General features: G+C 38.5%; 19 protein-coding genes. 7 read left to right on the top strand and 12 right to left on the bottom strand.

The genetic code is table 11. From position 1 onward, the window contains the following. The first annotated feature begins 11 nt into the window (after positions 1-11). Complete coding sequence (locus tag B0169_RS15990; protein ID WP_077287714.1) at positions 12-515, top strand: TlpA disulfide reductase family protein; 504 nt, start codon at positions 12-14, stop codon at positions 513-515. A gap of 258 nt (positions 516-773) precedes the next feature. Here the strand turns inward: B0169_RS15990 and B0169_RS15985 are convergent, their stop codons facing one another. The 7 genes from B0169_RS15985 to B0169_RS15955 all read right to left on the bottom strand — a co-directional run bounded on the left by B0169_RS15985 (position 774) and on the right by B0169_RS15955 (position 9841). Next, entirely contained in the window at positions 774-3008 is a 2235-nt protein-coding gene (locus tag B0169_RS15985; protein ID WP_077287640.1) for a TonB-dependent receptor family protein, read from the bottom strand. Between the two features lie 137 nt (positions 3009-3145). Further along, entirely contained in the window at positions 3146-4255 is a 1110-nt protein-coding gene (locus tag B0169_RS15980) for a glycosyltransferase family 4 protein (RefSeq protein WP_235838605.1), read from the bottom strand. Positions 4256-4342: 87 nt separating this feature from the next. Then, positions 4343-5854: an oligosaccharide flippase family protein gene (locus B0169_RS15975; protein ID WP_077287636.1), complete on the bottom strand. Its 1512-nt coding sequence runs from the start codon at positions 5852-5854 to the stop codon at positions 4343-4345. Next, positions 5855-7180, bottom strand: coding sequence for an O-antigen ligase family protein (locus B0169_RS15970; RefSeq protein ID WP_077287634.1), 1326 nt, complete (start codon positions 7178-7180; stop codon positions 5855-5857). Then, positions 7171-8271 (bottom strand): glycosyltransferase, encoded by a 1101-nt coding sequence (locus B0169_RS15965; RefSeq protein WP_158077112.1) that lies wholly within the window; start codon positions 8269-8271, stop codon positions 7171-7173. The genes B0169_RS15970 and B0169_RS15965 overlap by 10 nt, the downstream gene beginning before the upstream one ends. Next, positions 8258-9403 carry a glycosyltransferase gene (locus B0169_RS15960; RefSeq protein WP_077287630.1) on the bottom strand — a complete coding sequence of 382 codons (1146 nt, stop codon included), beginning with the start codon at positions 9401-9403 and terminating at the stop codon, positions 8258-8260. Before B0169_RS15960 ends, B0169_RS15965 begins: the two co-directional genes overlap by 14 nt. Positions 9404-9409: 6 nt before the next feature. Beyond that, positions 9410-9841 (bottom strand): serine O-acetyltransferase, encoded by a 432-nt coding sequence (locus tag B0169_RS15955; RefSeq protein ID WP_077287628.1) that lies wholly within the window; start codon positions 9839-9841, stop codon positions 9410-9412. A gap of 125 nt (positions 9842-9966) precedes the next feature. Between B0169_RS15955 and B0169_RS15950 the strand changes: the two genes are divergently transcribed. The 4 genes from B0169_RS15950 to B0169_RS15935 all read left to right on the top strand — a co-directional run bounded on the left by B0169_RS15950 (position 9967) and on the right by B0169_RS15935 (position 14445). After that, on the top strand, positions 9967-10569 hold the full coding sequence (locus tag B0169_RS15950; protein WP_077287626.1) for a sugar transferase: 603 nt from the start codon (positions 9967-9969) through the stop codon (positions 10567-10569). After that, positions 10566-11204 carry an acetyltransferase gene (locus B0169_RS15945; RefSeq protein ID WP_077287624.1) on the top strand — a complete coding sequence of 213 codons (639 nt, stop codon included), beginning with the start codon at positions 10566-10568 and terminating at the stop codon, positions 11202-11204. The genes B0169_RS15950 and B0169_RS15945 overlap by 4 nt, the downstream gene beginning before the upstream one ends. 17 nt (positions 11205-11221) lie before the next feature. Continuing rightward, positions 11222-12403 (top strand): DegT/DnrJ/EryC1/StrS family aminotransferase, encoded by a 1182-nt coding sequence (locus B0169_RS15940; protein ID WP_077287622.1) that lies wholly within the window; start codon positions 11222-11224, stop codon positions 12401-12403. Between the two features lie 137 nt (positions 12404-12540). Beyond that, on the top strand, positions 12541-14445 hold the full coding sequence (locus B0169_RS15935; RefSeq protein ID WP_077287620.1) for a polysaccharide biosynthesis protein: 1905 nt from the start codon (positions 12541-12543) through the stop codon (positions 14443-14445). Positions 14446-14521: 76 nt separating this feature from the next. Here B0169_RS15935 and B0169_RS15930 read toward each other — a convergent pair whose 3' ends face one another. The 5 genes from B0169_RS15930 to B0169_RS15910 form a co-directional block, all read right to left on the bottom strand. Continuing rightward, on the bottom strand, positions 14522-15535 hold the full coding sequence (locus tag B0169_RS15930) for an MltA domain-containing protein (protein ID WP_235838604.1): 1014 nt from the start codon (positions 15533-15535) through the stop codon (positions 14522-14524). A gap of 428 nt (positions 15536-15963) precedes the next feature. Next, positions 15964-16587 carry a DUF2589 domain-containing protein gene (locus B0169_RS15925; RefSeq protein ID WP_077287618.1) on the bottom strand — a complete coding sequence of 208 codons (624 nt, stop codon included), beginning with the start codon at positions 16585-16587 and terminating at the stop codon, positions 15964-15966. Positions 16588-16600: 13 nt separating this feature from the next. After that, entirely contained in the window at positions 16601-16798 is a 198-nt protein-coding gene (locus tag B0169_RS15920) for a hypothetical protein (protein WP_077287616.1), read from the bottom strand. A gap of 12 nt (positions 16799-16810) precedes the next feature. After that, on the bottom strand, positions 16811-17431 hold the full coding sequence (locus tag B0169_RS15915) for a DUF2589 domain-containing protein (RefSeq protein WP_077287615.1): 621 nt from the start codon (positions 17429-17431) through the stop codon (positions 16811-16813). Positions 17432-17503: 72 nt separating this feature from the next. Beyond that, entirely contained in the window at positions 17504-18157 is a 654-nt protein-coding gene (locus tag B0169_RS15910) for a DUF2589 domain-containing protein (protein ID WP_077287614.1), read from the bottom strand. A 674-nt stretch (positions 18158-18831) separates the two neighbouring features. On the opposite strand from B0169_RS15910, the gene B0169_RS15905 reads away from it, so the two are divergent. Both B0169_RS15905 and B0169_RS15900 read left to right on the top strand, forming a co-directional pair. Next, the gene (locus B0169_RS15905; RefSeq protein ID WP_077287612.1) at positions 18832-19911 is read left to right on the top strand and encodes a site-2 protease family protein; all 1080 of its coding nucleotides are present in this window, start codon (positions 18832-18834) and stop codon (positions 19909-19911) included. 111 nt (positions 19912-20022) lie between these two features. Beyond that, positions 20023-20427 (top strand): hypothetical protein, encoded by a 405-nt coding sequence (locus B0169_RS15900; protein WP_077287610.1) that lies wholly within the window; start codon positions 20023-20025, stop codon positions 20425-20427. Positions 20428-20594 lie beyond the last annotated feature (167 nt).

Genomic DNA, 20594 nt, shown 5'->3' with positions numbered 1-20594 from the left:
ATAAGCTAATAATGACAAACAGTACTATGATAAAAAACCTTCAAATATGCGCCTTGGTAATAGCATCAGTTATTTTTTCTCAGTCACTATGGGCGAATGATAATAATACCGTAAATACCCTCGAATTATTAGAGCAGCAGTTAACAAGTAACAAAGGAGATGTCATCTATGTCGACTTTTGGGCGTCTTGGTGCATACCTTGTCGTCAGTCATTTCCATGGATGAACAATTTAAAAGCGAAATATCAGGCTGATGGCTTAACCATAGTCAGTATTAATTTAGATCACAGCCGCACGTTAGCCGATGCATTTTTAGCTGAAATACCGGCAGAGTTTCCAGTGATTTTTGATCCGAAAGGCCTGATAGCACGAAAATATCAACTTAAAGGTATGCCAAGTAGCTTTATTGTTGACCGAACAGGGCAAATAGTCAGTGTTCATGTCGGCTTTAATCAACAAAAAAAAATCGCCTATGAAAAAGAGATCAACATGCTTCTGCAATCAAAAAACCGCTAATTCATTGTCTTAAAATGAATACGAAAATAAGCGATGCTTCACGATTGCTTATTTGGCTCTAGCTGAGTAACTATCGATTTTTGATAGTCATTAAGGCAAAGTCCGATAAGACTTATAAACTTAGCCTTGGACTTGGCACAATGACTTTATATTATTTTACTTGTGCAAATAAAAAACCCCCAGTAATTGGCATGTCCAACTATTGAGGGTCATTTCGCTTATCGCTTGCTTTTTTATTCTTTAAATACCAGCTCTACATTAAAAGCTGTATTTATAACCTAAAGTTACACTTCGCGGCTTACCGACCATGATTGAACCATGTGTACGTGTCGACATGTACTCTTTATCAAGTAGGTTATCAACATTGAAAGTGATTTCTTGGTTATCAGCAATGCTATAGTGTGCTGCCATGTCAACAACCGTGCGGCTATCAATAGACTGTCCAGAAACGAATGCGCCTTGACCTGCTGTAGTGCGCATTTCATCCATATAACGTACTAGCATGTCACCGCGCCATTTTTCTCCAACAACACCTACGCTCACTTGTAATTGATTTTCTGGTACGTAAGGTAATTCATCACCAGAGGCAACATTAGCCCAAGTATCTAATCCTGATTCAAACGCATTTTGAAATTCGGTATCAGTAAAGGTGTAAGTTACATCAACAGGAAATGTTAATGCCCCTGCTGCAAACTCATAACCAGCTTTCATTTCTAAGCCTGAAACTTTCACTTCACCAGCATTATATTGGTTGCCAATATTATCATCATCACAACCTTGGCTAGCCGTACAATTACCATGCATATTCTCATAATCTGAATAGAAAAATAGTGCTTCAGCACGTAAAGCGTCCTGGCTGAAACGTAAGCCTAGCTCGTAGTTAATGCTTTCTTCGTTTTCTGCTTTATCATTACCTGGTGCTGGCGGCGCAAAACCTTTTTGTACACCACCAATAATGATTAAGTCTTCATTAACACGATAGGTTACCGCGAGTGAAGGTAACAATACATCGACATCATTGCTAACATCTTTCTTTAACGGTTGATTACGGTCGATAACACCTTTATCCCAATCCTTACGTGAGATAGTCATATCTTCATAACGTAAACCGGCATTAATAATGAAATCACCAAAGGTATATTCATCATGAATAAAAAGCGCAAGAGCCTGAGCTGAGTCAATACGGTTAGAGTCAGTACCATGAATACCCGCTTGGATTAAGGTCATTTCATAGCTATTGTCCATACTATAGTTATCTACCCACTGAAAACGATCCATTTCATCTTCATGATAACGGGCGCCAAATTTCACTTGATGTGCACCAAAATCAGCATCTAGAACTGTTTGAATGCCTTTTGATTCATAATCTCGACTGTTCGCTTTTACATCAACATAAAGTACTTCGTTATTGGCATTTTGATCAAAGGCTGCTGCTTTATCAATACCGCCACCACTTAAGCTACTCTTTTCAACAACATGCTCATTATTTTCATCGAAAATATAAGCACCATTTTCATCAGTCGCCCAAGCCCCAACACTACTTGTTTTATACCAGTTACGGCTAAACTCGTTGTAATAAGCGGTGGTGCCTAATGTAAAACGCTCTGACAATTGAATATGATGATTAACTTGTAATTGTTTATGACTAGTATCCATATTATCAAGCTGCGAAGCAGAATAACGAGAATAAGGGTTAGCTTTAAAATCAGCCTCAGTTAACCCCATATAAGTTTCATCTGAATCTTCATCTGAATATTTCAGCTTGAATTCTAGTTCTTGGTAGTACTTGGCATCAGTATCGCTGTTAATCAACACTTTTGCCATGATGTCATTCTTAACAAAACCAGTATCCGCACCGGTGTGATTTACATTTTTAAAGCCATCAGCTTGATAACGAAACACTTCAAAAACAGACGAAACATTCTTGCCTGCACCGCCAACATAAGCATGTGCTTTGCCAAATCCGTCTTCGCCAGCACTTAAGTTAACTTGACCAGCTAGGGCTTGCTCAGGAATAGCGCGAGATAGCATGTTAATGACACCGCCAGTGGTGCGAGGGCCATACATAGCACTTGACGTACCTTTTAATACTTCAACTTGCTGCATACGGCCAGCGGTAGGAAAATAATAGGCGGAAGGAGCTGAATATGGTGCTGGAGCAGCTAAAACACCATCTTCCATAATGGTAACTTTTTCGCTACGGTTTTGTCCTGTGCCGCGCATACCAATATTTGGGCGTAGTCCGTAACCATCTTCTTCTAAAACATAAACACCTGGTACAGATGTTAGCGTACGCATGATATCGGTAAAATCAAACTTCTCTAAATCGGCTTGAGAAAGCATATGAGCACTGCCAGGTATATCATTAACAGCTTGTGCATTACCAAAAATAGTTAAATGTTCCATATCGTCATCTGCAACTGCAGCACTAGAAATGGCACTAAAAACAGATAAAGCGATCAACGCAGGTTGAAAAGAAGAAAGAATTCGCATGGCTCAGCCTATAAAAGAAACAATAATTTAATTGCGCGCATTTAACCATAGCAATAAATAGGAATCAATATCATTTGCATTATTTATAATGCAATATTGATATAGAACAACACCTAGTCTCCCTATATGTATTGATATTAAAGCCCCATAATGTCGCGAATTGCTTGATTAACCTGCTTAACATTAAATTTATCTTCTACCATAGCTCTGCTGTTATTTGCCATACCATGCCAAGCAGTCGGATTTTCGATAAACCAAATCATACGACTAGCTAATTGCTCAGTGTCGCGTACCGGTACAAGCCAACCATTATCACCATTAGCCACTGTATCTCGACAACCAACAGCATCAGTGGTTAATATTGGCCGCCCTATACTCATAGCTTCAAGCACGGTTCTTGGTAGTCCTTCATGATAAGACGGTAAGGTATAAATATGGCAAGCCTGTATAAAAGGTATAACATTATCTGTTGCACCTAAATACTCAATCTGGCCATCAAGCTGCCACTGCGCTATCTCGTCAGCGCTAATCTGATCAGGTGAACTATCATAAGGACCTAAAAGTTGAAAGATGCTACTAGGATAGCGTTGCTTAACTATTTTAGCTGCCTTAGCATATTCTCGAATTCCCTTATCACCCAGTAAGCGCGCAATTAATAAAAAGGTAACATCACCTTGAGGTAAAGGTTGCTGTTGATATGCGTCAATATCAACTCCAGAGCCGAAAACGCGATAACACTTTTCAGCTTGTACTAAGCCTAAATCAACAAATAACTGACGATTTTCCTGATTTTGAAAAATAACTTTTCTAGCTTTTTTCAGTGAAAATTTATATAAATGCTTAACTAAATAGTTCACAGAATTACGCATGATCGAGCCTTTTTCAAAGGCATAGCCTAAGCCGGTGATCATGGCATTAAAACCTGTAAAGCCAATGAGGCGAGCAGCAATTCCTCCCCAAATAATCGGCTTAATAGTATAAGCCAGCACCTGATCGGGAGCTAAATCAATTAAGGCTTGTTTAATCGCCAATAATGTCTTGATATCAGCAACAGGGTTTAAGCCGTTTCGCTGTACACAATAAGGCCTAAATGTTGCGCCTAACGCAGTTACCTGCGCAACAACATCAGCAGATGCTGCTGCCGTCATCACAGTAACATCATGGCCTGCATCGACCAATGCACGAATTAAAGCGCCACGAAATCCAATAATAGAATTAGGATATGCCCCAATTATAACTACTCTCAAAAACATCACCTTACTGTGATAAACCGTAGTAAATATGCCTCAGGTTATCATGTTAAAAATCAAACACTGTTACACGCTAGCAGTCGGTTATCTACTAAAAATTAAACGCTTAACGCCTTGACGCTCAAGCGGCATTAAACTCAAAAAGTAACTAAGTACAAGATATATAAATCCCGTAAAGAAACAGCCCAAAATCAACCCGAACCACGTTGCAGGTAGATAATTAAAAAAGACAAATGCTAGGGGCATACTGATCAGCATCACAGGCATAGAATAGCGTAAAAGTTGTTGATAAAAGTGCAACATATTTAGCCCTACTTCGCGATAGAGGTATATATTTACCAAGAGCAATTCACCAACAAATAACGCTATTGCAGTGCCCCATACAGCACCTATCATGCCGATATTTTTTACCAAGATAATTGAGACAACAACATTGGCAAACGCCGTACCCAGCAACAATAAACTACGCACTTTATGCTTATTTAATGCTTGTAAGACTGCATTAGTTGAGGTTTGCGCCAAAACAAAAATAAACGGCACCATAGGAATTAACGCCACTAAAAATACTTCTGAAAACTCAGCACCAACAAACAAATCAATAAATAGTTCACCAAAAACAGTAAAAATAACGAATATATAACCCAAAACAATCATCTGAAATCGGCCAATGGAACAAAGCTGTGCCATCAACACCGCATGACTAACATTTTGCTTGACCATTTGCACAATTTTGGGAGTAAATATATTAGAAATAGCGCTGGCAAAGGCAATAAAGCTAAAGACTAACTGACTACCAATATTAAAAATACCTAAGGTTTTACTGTTCGTTAATGTACCAATGATCAAGTTATCTACTCGCCAGTTTATTTGGTTAACAATAACGTTTAAGGCGATAAAAGATGCATAAACAAAAATTTCTTTCAACGTGGCTTTATCTGGAAGTTTGGCCTGAAAACAAATATCAATATTTCGCTTTATATAAATAAAACGTATCGCGCTATGCAGTAAATTGGTGATGGTATCAATAATGACAATTGCCAGTACACCAAAGCCCCACTCTAAGCACACCACAACACTAATACAACGAGTAATAAAAACTAAAATTTCAGTCGTTTTTTGAAAACGAAAGCGCTGATAGCTGCTAATAATCCCGGTTAATGAATTACTCATTAACGTAATAACAACATTAACCAACAACACCAAAAATGCCGATTCAAGTAGGCTAATTTCAGCCGCAGAAAGCGAGTAAGAAAAAATATCAGGTAATTTATACCAAACCACTAACCCTACCCCCCCAACAAATAAGGCTAAGGCTCCATAAATAACAATAATACTACTGATAAATTCGGCTTCTTTTACTTTATCATTATTGGCTTTATAGACAGATAAAAAACGAATCGTGGTATTTGCCAAGCCAAACTCTAGAACAATCAAGTAACCTGCCAAAGCAGAAACTAAGCTATAAATACCATAATCACTTACCCCTAAGTGGTTAATAATAAATGGGATCAGTAACAAAGCGACAATATTTCTAATGGCTATTGAGCAATAGCTTAGCATTACACCATTACGCCTCTCGCGGCTTAAGTTTGTCATTTAAGAATCTTTTCTATAAGTGTTGTAAACAATTAACATAAGAATAAAGTAGCTACCATATTTGCCTAAGTTTTGTAGACTAAAGCAATATAAAGTAAAGACAATAATTGGTAGCCAAGCCAAGCGAAATATATGCTGACTAGCCGTACGGTTTCGTTCTGCTCTAAAGCCCAAGTAAAGATAAGCCGAGAACAAAATAAAACCCACTAAACCGAAACTGATCATAATTTCAAGCAACGTATTATGCGGACCAACAACTTCAGGGAACAACCCTGCTTGCAAGAAATGAAAGTTGTAATAACCTAAGTAACCATTAATACCGGCGCCCAATAGTAAAAAACTATAAGGTAAGGAAAAAAACAAGCGAACATATTCTTGTAGAATGTCACTGCGCGAGCCGGTTAAGTCCGATAGGTTATCACCACTGAAACGAGTAAATATTGCTAGCTCACCAATAAACGATGCGCCGCTAAACCAATACAAAGCAATTAAAATTAGCACGCCATTGAGTGAAATTAACAAGCGAACAAACATATCCCCTAACGCAGTGCGATAGTAAAAAATAAAATATGTCATTAAGCTCAGCGTAGCGACAATAAAAAAACTGCGAGAAACTGTTAAAGCGCCAAATGCTAACATCAACAAAATTATTGCATATGTAGTACGAGGGATTTTCTCACGCGGTATGGTTGGCAAATAAAAATATATCAGCAATAAACAAAATAAACCAAAATTATTGGGATCGCCAGCACCGCCAGAAAAGCGACTAATAACCTTTATAGATGAAATACTTATCGGGGCAAAGTACTGCTGTAACAAGCCATAGAGTGTCGAAACTATTACGCCGCATAACAAGGCAAAACGTAATTGAGAGAATGAACAGTATTTGTTTTTATCGAATAATAACAAGGATGTAAAAACAAAGAATATAGCCCAACGGACTGTTTTTGATGACACCATCACAGGGTTATAAATTACATGCATCAACTCATACAGTAAAACCAACAGCATCAGCAATAATCCTGGTTGGGAAAATTGCGTGGTAAAAACATGAGTTAATAAATAACGTCCGAACATGGCTAAAAAAATAAACGTTAATAAAGAAATCGCAATGTAAGGTGATTGAGTAAAGATCTCTGAACAAGGCAATAAGAAAAAAGCTAATTGAATACTACGACCAAAAGGTAATAGTGCGGCACAAACAACACCGGCTAATACAACTAATAATAACAGTGGCGCACTAAAAGTGATGGCGTAGGCTATAATAAGCAATGCACAAAGCGCCACTTCGACATTAAGTGATCGTGCTAACTTACTTATGAACATGTAAATTCACGTGGCTGATAAAACGCGGTTAACTGACGTAAAACCCCCTCAGTAGAAAAGCCTTTTTCAAGAAAAGCAGCACTAATGTCATCATCGGTTAAATCTACTACTGACAAGTGATTTAACTGCTCAAGCCAAGGTGCTGTATCACCGAGATCAAGGAATGAAACAAGCTTCAGCCCCATATCTGACTCTTTGGCTATTGTATTGGAAATTAGACAAGGTAAAGCTGAAGCTTGCGCTTCTAATAGCGCTACTGATATACCTTCAAATAGTGACGGCATGATAAAACCATCTGCACCTTGTAATAATTGGGGGATATTAGGTGTCGCTGACAGTAAGGTAAAACGTGACTGCTGGTTTGCCGCTTGTATTTTTCTAGCAAAGTCATCTTTTAACGGCCCTTCACCCACGCAAACAAAGTGTACCGATGAATCAAGCTGCTTTTGTTGTGCTAGCTGTAAAAGAAATTGATGATTTTTCACCACAGAAAAGCGCCCAACATGCAGCACAATTTTTTTATCTAAGGGTAGAGAAAATTGCTGCCTAATTTCGCGATTATCGTGTAGTTTTGCTAAATATCGCGGCACAGAAATAGCATTATTGAGCACAGTAAAAGGCTGCTTAGCGTACAAAAATTTACCCGCATTTTCACCACAGGCTAAATGCACATTGCTCGCTCGAATAACAAGACTTTTAAGCAAACCAATAAAAGGCAGTAAAAATTTGTTTTCAACCCCACTCGTATGCGAGTGACACACTCGTACTGGTATCCCTTTGCGTTTCGCAAGCCAAAGTAACACACCATTTTTAAAGCTATTATGAACATGCACAACATCATAACGAGGCGTGCTTGACAGTATTTTATTTATTGCTCTTAAATGCGCAAAAGGCCGCTGTTTAATTGTAGGAATAATATAGATTTTCCCGCCTAAGGCCAAAATTTCTTGCCGTAATGGTCCATCATTAAAACTTATAAAATCAAATTGATACTTATTTCTGTCTAAGCTTCTAAACCAGTTCATCACTACAGATGAAATACCACCTAAGGTCAATGCTGGAATAACCTGTAAAATTCTAATTTTTTTCATGGTGTAAATAAGCATCCAAATAACGCTGGCGAGTGGTAGATAAGCAATAACCACGCTGTTCAAATTGCAGGTCAATATCCACTTTATTAACACTGTCGACCAAGGACTGCTGCTCTATTGCATCACTCCACACTTCATGACCTTCATTCAGCGCTAAAAACTGGCAAAGGCCAACACCAATATCTGCTTCATCAGGAATACCTGTGGACAGAACACATGGCAATCCAGCTGCTTGCGCTTCTAAAGCTGCAACACCCAAGCCTTCGCTATTCGATGTCATCACCATGACATCAAATAGCGCCAACAACTGAGCAACATCTGATCTTTTGCCCCAAAATCTCACCTTACCCGCTAAACCTAAGCGCTGTACCTGCTCCTGCAAGGCGCTATGTAATTCACCATCACCAATTAAATGCAAACAGAAGTTACTTCTGCGGTTAGCTAAACAACGGACGGTATCTAATAAAAAACGATGATTTTTAACCGCATAAAAGCGACCAACACAAACAATATTAAGTACTTGAGGATCAAGCTGATAGTTTATTTTATCTTCTTGAGTAATGCTTTGCTGATGTCTAATACTGTGAAAATCAAAAGCATTGGGAATCACATCAAAATTAGCTACTGTGCCATTTGAAGCGCTGCCATATAAAAACTGTCCAGCAGCCTTTGAGATCGCAAAACGATGTGTGGCAAAAATAGCACATAATGCTCGACCAAGTGACAACATAACTCGCGTTGATAAATTGTTCACTCCAGTACTGGTATTACGTGCATGGGGTATTCGCGCTGAAATACCCGCTAAAAAAGCAATAAAAACACACAAACCCGAATAGTAGGAAGTATGCGCATGAATAGCAGTGTACTTGGGCTTTTTTCGCAATAAGCGATACAACTGCCAAAGATTTTTTAATAAGCCCTCACGCGGACTATCAATAACATGAATTTCACCACCACGACCCAAGACTTCATCCGTAAAGTAGCAATGTTCTTTTGTCATAATAACAAAGTCGTTAACTAGAACATCCTTATTTTGTGTGCGAAAGAGATCCATGATACGGCTTTCTGCACCACCAAGATTCAAGTTCATAAAAACGTGCAGAACACGCTTCGGCATAGGCTCATTTAACATATTATATTAACCTTTGCCGATTGGCTTAGCCGGAGAACCTACGACTGTAGTGTTTGCTGCAACGTCACTTAGCACCACAGAATTTGCTCCAATGCGGGCATTATCTCCTATTGTCACAGGACCCAATATTACAGCCCCAGCACCAATAAAAACATTTTTACCTATCACGGGAATACCATTATCAACGGCCGATTTACCGTTACCACCAATGGTAACATTCTGATATAAACAAGTACCGGCACCAATTTTAGCGTGCTTGTGAATAACAACGCCCAAACCATTATGAAAAAATCCAACATTTTCCCCAATATCAGCGGTATATTTGACATCACAAGCAAAAACAATACGTATAAAGTAATGAATCAACTGAGGTAAAAAAGGAATTTTTTTTAGATAACACCAACGAGATAGGTAATAAAGACGAACTACAGCATGCATATGAAGACTTAGATATGAAAATCAATTTGTTATTATTGTATTGTTCAATTTACTCCTGTTATATTGGAAAATAAAGCGAAAACGGAAACTACAGCTTTCAGTTTTCTGAATGCAAACGACTTATTATGTATAAATTCATCAAACGTACCATTGATATCTTGGCAGCTTCACTCGCGCTGCTCGTACTCTCACCAGTTTATTTTATCGTCGCGCGTAAAGTAGCAAAAAATTTAGGCACCCCGGTTATTTTTAGCCAACAGCGACCCGGCTTGCATGGGAAAATATTTACCATGCAAAAATTTCGCTCAATGCGCGATGCACATGATGAACATGGTAATGTATTGCCTGATAACGAACGCTTAACCGACTTCGGTATAAAATTAAGAAACTCAAGTTTAGATGAACTGCCTGGCCTCTGGTCAGTATTAAAAGGCGATATGAGTTTGGTGGGGCCTAGACCACTGTTAGTTGAATATTTGCCTTTATATTCCAAGCAACAAGCAAGAAGGCATGATGCTAAGCCGGGTATAACTGGTTGGGCACAAGTTAATGGACGTAACGCCATTAGTTGGCCAGATAAGTTTAAACTGGATGTTTGGTACATAGACCATCAATCACTCTGGTTAGATATAAAAATTATCTTGCTCACCGTTAAAAAAGTGTTTTCACAAGCTGATATCAACGCCGATGGCGAAGCCACGATCAGCAAATTTACAGGCCAACAATGAATAAACATAAAACCTTAGTAATAATAGGTGCTGGTGGTCACGGTCGTGTGGTAGCAGATTGTGCAGAAAGCATCGCAATTTATCATGAAATTATCTTTCTCGATGATTGCTTTTCAACACGTAAAAACAATAGCCACTGGCCAATTGTTGGACCAATAGCGCATTGGACTAAATACACTGATAACGCTGATTTTATCGTCGCGATAGGCAGTAACACGCTACGTGAAAGCTTATTGAAAAAGTTATTTGCCACAAATAGCTCTATTGCTACGCTCATCCACCCCACTGCTTTTATCAGCACAAAGTCGATAATAGCGCGTGGTGTTGTCATTTTTGCCAATGCCGTCGTTAATGTTGGCGCCCGCATCGAAGAAGGTTGCATAATTAATACCGCTGCCACGATAGATCACGACTGTCATATTCAAGCTTATTGTCATATTTCCCCAGGTGTTAATATCGCAGGAGGAGTCGAAGTTGGCACTCGCTCTTGGTTAGGTATTGGTAGCTCAGTCGTTGAATACATTACTATTGCAGAAAATACTCAATCAGGTGCCGGTGCTGTGATAACACACTCAACCCAGAGTAATACACTTTACTTGGGTGTGCCCGCACAACCTAGTCGCTCGCTTACTTAACATTTACAGGACCACCCGTGCTTAATACCCAACTCTCTCCATGGCCAAGCTTTAGCGAAGAAGAAATATCCGCCGTTAGCCAAGTATTACAATCGAATAAAGTCAATTACTGGACCGGCCAACAAGGTCGTGATTTTGAAAAAGAGTTTGCCAATTACACTGACAGCCAATATGCCATTGCACTGGCTAATGGCACATTGGCTTTAGATTTAGCTCTAAATGCTCTAGATATTGGCTGTGGCGATGAGGTGATTGTCACCTCTAGAACATTCATCGCTTCTATTAGTAGCATTATCAATGCTGGTGCCACCCCTGTTTTTGCTGATGTCGAACTGACTAGTCAAAATATCAGTGCTAACACCATCAAAACAGTATTAACAAAAAAAACTAAAGCTATTATCTGTGTGCATTTAGCGGGTTGGCCATGTGAAATGGACGACATCATGGCGCTAGCTAAAACTGAAAACCTTTTTGTTATCGAAGATTGCGCACAAGCACATGGCACTAAATATAAGGGCCGTTCTGTCGGCAGTATTGGTCATATCGGCGCTTGGTCTTTTTGCCAAGATAAAATAATGACCACCGGCGGTGAAGGCGGCATGTTAACCACCAATGATGAAAGCCTTTGGCGTAAAGCTTGGGCATATAAAGATCATGGCAAGTCGTATGCTGCTGTCTATGAGCAAGAGCACCCGCCAGGTTATCGTTGGTTACATGAAAGCTTTGGCACTAATTGGCGCCTAACTGAAATGCAATCAGCGATTGGCCGCATTCAACTTAAACGTATGGCTAATTGGACTAAACTACGCAATGATAATGCAGAGAAAATTTTTCAAGTTTGTCGGCAATATCCGTGGCTAGTGGTTCCAACAGTACCTGATTATATCGTCCACGCTTATTACAAGTGTTATGTCTTCATCGATATTGAAAAACTACCTACAACTATCTCTCGAGACGATATCATTGATATCATCCACCAGCACAATATTCCATGTTATTCAGGTAGTTGCTCAGAGGTTTATAAAGAAAAAGCTTTCGATAAAACCAATTTACGACCTAAAGTTGAGTTGAAAAATGCGCAAACCTTAGGTAATACAAGCCTGATGTTTTTAGTACACCCGACACTTACTCACAACGACATGAATACGGTTTGCCAAGCCCTAAGCCAAGCATTTGATATTGTTGATAACAAGCGCTAAAGCTGAGTTTTTTATAAAACTATTTACTGGCATAGCGTAATTAAATAATGACAATGTAACAATATGTTGCAAGAATACTAAGCAAAGATCGTTATTGCAGCTTTGCATTAAAACGGCGTGTTGTAAGGTACATTTACATGGTTAGACGTATTGATTTAATCCCAAGTTCAGTGAAGTTAATTTTAGCACTGGCTTACGACCTACTTGCTCTGAGTATTGCTTTTTATCTTGCTTATATTATTCGCTTGGGTGTTGATAGTGTAGAAATCTCTTGGCACGAAAACATTGCATTTATTACCGTGGTCAGTTCAACACTAGTACTATTTTACAGCTTTGATGTTTATAACTCTGTCGTGCGTTTTTTCAACGCCAAAGCTTTTCTTAAGATCCAGTTACTATTAATCATTGCCAGTATAATTTTCTATTTAACCAGTTTTTTGGTCGATGCTTTCGTACCTAGATCTGTCCCTATTGTATTTCTGGTGCTTGCCAGCCTGCAAATTGCTGGAGCGAGAACGTTAGTCAGTTTAGTATCCAAAAAACGTTGGTTTGATGAGCGTGAAGGCGTAGTAATTTATGGCGCAAGTAGCGCTGGCAGGCAGCTTGTGCATGCTTTGTCACAAGGCAGAACATATCAACCTTTAGCCTTCATAGATGAAAAAAAACGTTATGTTGATCGTCGAGTATTAGGGTTAAAAATTTATTCCCATAAAAAAATAGACCAGCTAGTAAAGAAATATGGCCAATTCAAAGTATTAATTGCCATCCCACAAGTTGATCCTATTCGCTTAAAGCAAATCGTCGCGCATATTGAACCTTACGCACTTGAATTACTTATAGTGCCCGATATGTCTGACATTGTATCAGGCAAACGTAGTATTGATGAATTAAGAGAAGTGTCGGTTGATGAGTTGCTTGGTCGTAAACCCGTAAAACCAATAGCCGAATTGCTCAGTGCTAATATTAGCGATAAAGTTGTACTTGTGTCTGGTGCAGGTGGCTCTATCGGTAAAGAACTTTGCCGACAAATAGTATTAAACAAGCCACAAAAACTCATCCTGCTTGATGTTAGCGAGGCGCAACTTTATGAAATTCATCAGGAACTTGGTGAAATTTTAAAAGAAGCGGCTAACCCGCTTAGCATTGAGCCTTTGATCGGCAATGTACAAAACGGCATGTTAATGAACCATATTCTTCGCAAATACGGCGTTCAAACGATTTATCATGCCGCAGCATATAAGCACGTACCTATGGTAGAAAACAATGTTATTGCCGGCGTAACCAATAATGTTTTTGGCACCCATGAAATAGCCCAAGCCGCCATTAACACTAAAGTAGAAACCTTCGTGCTTATTTCAACCGACAAAGCCGTGCGGCCCACCAATGTGATGGGCGCAACTAAGCGTTTAGCTGAGTTAGTACTACAAGGCTTAGCAAAGCAAGATCATAGTACCCGCTTTGTTATGGTGCGCTTTGGTAATGTTTTAGGTTCCTCGGGCTCAGTAGTACCGCTATTTAAAAAACAAATTAAACGTGGCGGCCCGATCACCATTACTCACCCAGATATTATTCGCTACTTTATGACCATTCCTGAAGCCGCGCAGCTTGTTATTCAAGCCGGCGCTATGGGCACCGGTGGTGATGTTTTTGTACTTGATATGGGCAACCCAGTAAAAATAATCGACTTAGCTTATAAAATGACGCATTTGATGGGCTTAACCATTAAAGATGAAACAAATATAACCGGTGATATTGCAATAAACTTTAGCGGCTTACGCCCTGGCGAAAAATTGTTTGAAGAGCTACTAATTGACGATAATGCCAAGAAAACTCAGCATCAACGCATTTTAACCGCCAACGAACGTTCATTGCATTATAACGAGGTTGCTGAAATTTTAGCGCAACTTAAGGCGGCTATGCACAATGAAGATGAGGCCACCATACGCCAATTGCTTATTGCCGCGCCACTTGATTATCAACCGGCAAAAAGCAAAAACAGCATCGAAAATCAAACGCAAAACTTAACCAGCAACGTAGCATAATGTTGCTGCTGTGCTTTCATGTTATAGCACTGTGGTAATGTCTGGCCGTAGTAATGCTGTGTAAAATTCACTGAAATTATTTAACCAACATCAACCAAGCATTTGCGTAATCAGGTAAATGCTTATTGGCTTTATGATAATCTTGCCAACCGTAATAGCTATCTACTAATAAATCGAGTTGAAATAAGTTGTTATCAAATGCCCCACCTTGATCAGCTAACACCCCTAAACGCGATATTTTTTCATCACCTTGGTCATAACTCACCATAAACAGCTTACCTAAACCTAACTCAGCTACATTGCCAGCAAAAGACACGTGTGGCGCAATGGCAATTTTACTATCAAGTGTTTCACCATAGCCCATAATGCTTGGCACTTCAGAAAAATACCAATAACGCGCCTGTTCACGCTTGCCAATGGCATAATCATAAGCAATACCATTGTTACGGTGAACATTAAAATAGCGCCTAACACCATCAACCTCAACAACACCAGTACCTTGCAATAACACATCATGTAAAGCTTCTTCAGTTAACCATATTAACGGCTTGGCTAATTTTTTTTCTTCTAGCACACCCGCAATAATATCTTGCCGAGTGTATTTATGGCGCGTTAACGACAAATCTTCATTCGCGGCCTCTAACGTCAACGCCGATTCATCATAAGGTAAAGCATAAAGCGCTTGGTTATACTGTGGGGTTTTAACGGCGCTAGCGGTTAAAAGTTTTGTATAATATTTAGTTAAAAATATCTTATCACTTGGTATCGTATTCAACATGCGAGACTTACTAGTATTAGTACTTTTAAGCGCAATTTCTCGGGCAGTTTTAATATCGGGTGTCCAACGATAAAAATAAAAATTCTCAATTAAAAACTGCGTATCATGGAGGCGGCTATAGCGCTTTTTTCGAACATCTTCTCGGTAAGTTTGACAAATAAAGGCGAGAGTTTTTTTGACCTTAGCTAGCGTTACACTCTCATCAAATACCGTTCCAGCGTGCACAGCAAACTTATCAGCTGTAAACTTCGTTAAATATCGCTGCGTTTCATCAGCAACATCACACAAAGCACTAGCTTTAAAATCAGACATATTAGCCAAGTTTGGTGTTACATCGAGGGTAAAAAATCGCGCGGGTGTTTGAGCAAAACTCTGAGAGCTAGCAACTAAAAAAACTAAAAAAGAAAATATAAGACGCATAATAAATAGAGTCGCAAACTGAATATGGCTCCATGGTATGACAATCACCAAACCTTCGCTACTGCCATTAGCAAAAAACTGAAATAGCAGACTAAAACAAAAAATAATAGAAAAAGCGCAATAACTCTAACTGTGTGCTTCTTACCATAAAAATTAACAGACGCATTTTACTGTCAATAATATCAGTTGTGCTTACATCAAAAAGATTTGTCTTTATTTAACAACACCCTAAAAAACGGTGTTTTTATTGGCTTTATGTAGGTAAATACACACAAATAATATGTATAGGCTTATTCGGTTCTCTAAAAAATTACCTACAATTATGGCATTTGTGCTTTTATTACTTTTTCATAACCCTGAACCAAACTTTTGAGTCCAGCAGAAGTCTCTTTGGGCCTAATAGTTATCTCTAAAGTTGTGCGTGTTTGGTTTTCATCAGCCTTATCTTTATCTTTTGCTATTACGCTACTATTGATGAAATCTACATTTAACCCTTCATCATCACTAATAATTTCCAATGTAGTCTTAAACTTTATTTCCGAAATTTCTGACAATGTTATCGGAGCAAGTGCTATAAGCGGTACTTTTATATTTTTCACTCTAGTGCCTTCTCGTGTAGCCTCAGGACACTGTAAAGTTACTGTGCGAGGCTTTAAACTACCGAATGACTGATAGTCTAAACCTCCAAGTTTGCTTGGTTTATTCTTTTGACAATTAACAAATCCCTCCATCAAGTCACCCAACTCGGAAAAGTCGGGATCGTCTTGTGTCATCATATCATCGGTTAATTGCAAAGCAGCCTCAATAAATTGTGTCGATGACTTTGTTTCAGCGGCACTTTCAAAATACTTATCAATTAACTTAAGGTTTTCGTTTGCTACAGCTTCATTTGCTGAAAGTGCTGCATCGTGAATAACTTGCACTAGCTGATCAAATTTAATCATAATTTATAGTCTTCTATTTTTTTGCATTAGTGAGTTTCAACTCTCGATACGCGTTCATTGCAGACTTAGATATATCAATACTTTCAGGTGCAATAGAAACTACAGCGGCACAAGTGGGACACGCAAAGCCTACCCCTTGTAGCAATGACATTGGATCAAACGGGATCTGACCTTGGCATATAGGACATGGTATCTTTTGTTCGTTAATCATATTTCACCTATGCTATTTTTCAATTTCTGGCATTACAGTTGGCTCAATAGCTTTTGTGTATACGTCAATAATACTGAGTAACCCCGGAGGTAAAGGTAAAGGACCTGCGACTACATCTACTGAATAAGCTGCACTTGTTGCGATCGATTCAGCTTCATTCTGGTTGATAATCGCTTTAGTCGATACTTTGCCTAACATTTCAATATTAGAATTATTTTTTCTTACAAAGCCTTGATGATCATTATTGCTGTTGGTATCTGCCGAGTCGGTTTCTTTTTGATATTGAGCCGTAACCTCAAGCTCGAAATGTATGTTAACGGCATCGATACCTAATGAATTTAATGGAAAAATAGATATAAGAGGAAGATCAAAATAAGTTACTATTTGCTCTAAAACAGGTTGTGTACCTGAATTTAGATCTTCGATTACAGCTCTTGTAATACTCATTTTAATGACTTTAGGCTCATAAAATTCACCATTAAAAAAAAAGCAATTCTGCAATAGTAGTTTTACTTGTTCTGCCGCCATTTTTCCCTGTGCATCAACAATCGCTGTTAAGGGCTTAGCTATAAGTTCATCAATGCTCATACCTGAAAAATCATATTTATTGGTCTTTGACTTTTTTTTATTCATAATTATTCAAATCTTAGTTATACCGAAAGCGCAGTAAACATATTCACCTACCTGTTTACTGCGTGTTCAATATTAAGGCGTTGCTGGTAAAGGCATTGTTAATGGCTCAATAGCTTTTGAGAAGGCATCAATAATAATACTGACCCCTTTGGGTAAATCTAATTGCCCAGCATGAACGTTAACAGTGTATTTCGCAGAATTACTTTTTTCGTAATGTGAGCTAGATGCTGCTTTATCTGTGCTCGAATAGCTTGCACTGCCTGTGATAGAGGCTGAAAAAGGCCCCCAGCCCACTTTTGCTTCAAATGAACTATCAGCAGCAGCTTTTTTCTCTGACTCCTGACTAGACTCTTCTCCATAACTCGATTTAACTTCCATCTCGAACGTGATATCAACATTATCAACAGCCAGGGAGTTCAGTGGAATAATAGTTAATATCGGTAACTCAAACTTTGTTTCCACTGATTCAATAGTTGGTGGTGTTGTGCCGTCGACGCTAGGTGTGATTACACCCCGAGTTAAGCTCATTGATATCATAATGGGTTTATAATCACTTTGGGGAGCTGTATCATCATGTGAAAAGCACGTATCTAACATAAACTTTGTTTGGGTTAACGCCATCGCAGAATTCGCTTTCGCCGCAGCATTTAAAGGCGCACCTATAAGATCGTCCATGGGCAAACCTGTAAATTGTTGCGCCATAGAAACTAAATTTTTTTCGGACATAATAATTACCTCTATCAGTAGAATTTAAAGAGTTAAAATTAATTTACTTCTAGCTTACTAATGCGAGATAAAACAGAAAGGGGATTGCTAGGTTCGACTTCCATATCAAAGTGAAATTTGGCTAATCAGTCAAATTTCGTAAGCAACATTAAAACTAGCAAAAACCCCACACAAATCAAGTGAACTTAAATACACAAACATCACAATAAAGACCTAACAAAACCAACAAAAGTACAATAAACCTTTTATTTTAAAGTAAGTTAAAAACAAAACCCGAGTGTTAAATATAAACCTCTCACTTTCAATTAACCTTTCTAATATACAAACTAACTAAAGACTGTTTCTCTTTGTTTTAAATAGATTTTTCGATAGAAATTGATACGTAAAATTAATTTAAAAAATATTTTAAAATTATTTTTTTATATTATTTAATTACTCAAAATTTTACTAATTTGATAGTCAATTTTGTGCACTTATACTATCAAGCCAACAAAAATAGATGCTATGTAAGTACGTACTCTCTTTGAAAACGATGGGGGGGAGTAATTTACACTAATGTGCAAAAGCCACTAAGGTCATAAATCAATCTATAGATATTGTTTTTTGCCAATAAACCTTGCTGACTGCGAAAATATAGCGATAATCGGGCAAGGTTTTATAGCAAAGGTTATGCAGTGCAATTATTAGCAATAGAGTGTTTAGGCAAAACATTAAGATTAGAAGGTTCAATGGCGGGCTGGCAGCAGCTATTTTGGAACGAACAATGTGTATCACAAATTGATGCAAGCGCCGACAGCGACACGTTTTCACATCAGTTTATGCTACAAAGTGAACAAGGCGAAATACAAGTAGAGCTTAATGGCGCACTGCAATGGCAGCCTTTTACCCTGCAATACCAACTTTTACTCAACGACCAAGTAGTACAAAGTGACTCACTCGATGAAAAAAGCATTGAGCAGCAAGACGTTAGTGCCCGTGAAAAGCAGCCGATAAAGTTTAGTTTGGTTGGTATGGCTGGCCTTGGTTTAAAGTTACTAAAAAGTGCCAAAGTAATAAAAGTGCTATTTGCCGCCGGCAGTTTAGCCGCATACAGCTGGTTGTTTTCAATCGAATTCGCCATTGCGCTTATCCTTTGCCTCGTGTTTCATGAATATGGTCATATTAAAGCGATGAAATACTTCGGTTTAAAAACCAAAGGCATTTACCTGATACCTTTTGTTGGTGGTTTAGCGCTGAGTGACGACAAAATTAACACCCGCTGGCAAGACGTGGTTATTTCCATCATGGGACCATTTTTCGGCTTAATTCTCTCAATTGCCTGTTTAATTGGATATTGGATAACTGACCTAGAAATACTCGCCGGCTTAGCGGTGTTTAACGCCCTACTGAACTTATTTAACTTGTTACCCATATTACCCTTAGACGGCGGCCACGTACTTAAAAGTATCGCTTTCTCTATTAACTCAAAAGTGGGTTTAATCGTTTGTGCATTAGGTGCAGCGCTTGGTATTTATATTAGCTATTACTTTGGTTTAGCCTTGCTAGGCTTCTTACTAGCAATTGGTAGTATTGAAATATTTTTTGAATATAAACGCCGACACCTTAGCCAATTACTACCGCTTAATCGTTATGCACAAGTAGTGTCTGCAATTTGGTATGTTGTTACCGTTGGTGGTTTAAGCGCTATTATTTGGTTGGTAGGCCAAACGGGTAACAACGCCTTATCGCTACCGCTTAAAATATTAGGTAGTTAGGTTTTTTGTATAACTTGTAATGCATGGCTAGTTACTACAACTAGCCATCAGCTTAATGGCTTTATAAAACCAGTGAATTATTTGCCAATACCGTCGTAAAAGGAACAAGGTATGATTTCAAAAAAAGTAAGAGAATTGTTTGTCTCTTTAATGGAAGCAACAGATGACTCGGCCGTGGCTTATGATGGTGAAACCGAGCAATACAGTGGTTTTTTCAATAACACAGTGGTTGATAAGTATATTGAGCTAGGTGCATTAGAACTGGTTGAAAGCGATACCGGCGCAACGGTTATTTTACTCAATAACCGCGACGACTTTTTAAGCTCATTCGCTGCTGGTGTGCGTGAAGCACAAAACGGAGCAGATCAATCATACGCCGACTACAACGCTAACCCATTTGCCTTTTCTGTTGGCTTTGAGCATTTTCATCATATAGCCAAGAAAAAGCGCCAGTTAGTGGGTTATATTTGTCATGGTTTTGAAAATGATGAAACTGGCTTGGTGCATTCGCAGTAAAAAATATCTTTTGGTGTTTTAAACTAATTAATAAAATTAGAAAAAGATGATGCTTCACGCTCCTTAATGCGAGAATTTAACTTTATTGTCAATATTTTTAACGTTGTAGTACTCGTAATAAGCTGGTTAATAGACATCACTTCATCTTCTATTTAATTATGAGCTTA

Origin of the sequence: Cognaticolwellia aestuarii (assembly GCF_002000025.1) — a bacterium.
Classification (GTDB): domain Bacteria; phylum Pseudomonadota; class Gammaproteobacteria; order Enterobacterales; family Alteromonadaceae; genus Cognaticolwellia; species Cognaticolwellia aestuarii.
The sequence above is the reverse complement of the archived record's forward strand: the minus strand, read 5'-3'. Positions and strand labels throughout refer to the sequence as shown.

What these genes read in the sequence shown, in the direction of transcription:
- B0169_RS15935 (WP_077287620.1), top strand. Translation starts at nt 12,541, where the DNA reads ATGGTTAGACGTATTGATTTAATCCCAAGTTCAGTGAAGTTAATTTTA.
- B0169_RS15930 (WP_235838604.1), bottom strand. Translation starts at nt 15,535, where the DNA reads ATGTCTGATTTTAAAGCTAGTGCTTTGTGTGATGTTGCTGATGAAACG.
- B0169_RS15970 (WP_077287634.1), bottom strand. Translation starts at nt 7,180, where the DNA reads ATGTTCATAAGTAAGTTAGCACGATCACTTAATGTCGAAGTGGCGCTT.
- B0169_RS15915 (WP_077287615.1), bottom strand. Translation starts at nt 17,431, where the DNA reads ATGAATAAAAAAAAGTCAAAGACCAATAAATATGATTTTTCAGGTATG.
- B0169_RS15990 (WP_077287714.1), top strand. Translation starts at nt 12, where the DNA reads ATGACAAACAGTACTATGATAAAAAACCTTCAAATATGCGCCTTGGTA.
- B0169_RS15910 (WP_077287614.1), bottom strand. Translation starts at nt 18,157, where the DNA reads ATGTCCGAAAAAAATTTAGTTTCTATGGCGCAACAATTTACAGGTTTG.
- B0169_RS15945 (WP_077287624.1), top strand. Translation starts at nt 10,566, where the DNA reads ATGAATAAACATAAAACCTTAGTAATAATAGGTGCTGGTGGTCACGGT.
- B0169_RS15925 (WP_077287618.1), bottom strand. Translation starts at nt 16,587, where the DNA reads ATGATTAAATTTGATCAGCTAGTGCAAGTTATTCACGATGCAGCACTT.
- B0169_RS15950 (WP_077287626.1), top strand. Translation starts at nt 9,967, where the DNA reads ATGTATAAATTCATCAAACGTACCATTGATATCTTGGCAGCTTCACTC.
- B0169_RS15985 (WP_077287640.1), bottom strand. Translation starts at nt 3,008, where the DNA reads ATGCGAATTCTTTCTTCTTTTCAACCTGCGTTGATCGCTTTATCTGTT.
- B0169_RS15955 (WP_077287628.1), bottom strand. Translation starts at nt 9,841, where the DNA reads ATGCATGCTGTAGTTCGTCTTTATTACCTATCTCGTTGGTGTTATCTA.
- B0169_RS15960 (WP_077287630.1), bottom strand. Translation starts at nt 9,403, where the DNA reads ATGTTAAATGAGCCTATGCCGAAGCGTGTTCTGCACGTTTTTATGAAC.
- B0169_RS15975 (WP_077287636.1), bottom strand. Translation starts at nt 5,854, where the DNA reads ATGACAAACTTAAGCCGCGAGAGGCGTAATGGTGTAATGCTAAGCTAT.
- B0169_RS15965 (WP_158077112.1), bottom strand. Translation starts at nt 8,271, where the DNA reads ATGAAAAAAATTAGAATTTTACAGGTTATTCCAGCATTGACCTTAGGT.
- B0169_RS15920 (WP_077287616.1), bottom strand. Translation starts at nt 16,798, where the DNA reads ATGATTAACGAACAAAAGATACCATGTCCTATATGCCAAGGTCAGATC.
- B0169_RS15900 (WP_077287610.1), top strand. Translation starts at nt 20,023, where the DNA reads ATGATTTCAAAAAAAGTAAGAGAATTGTTTGTCTCTTTAATGGAAGCA.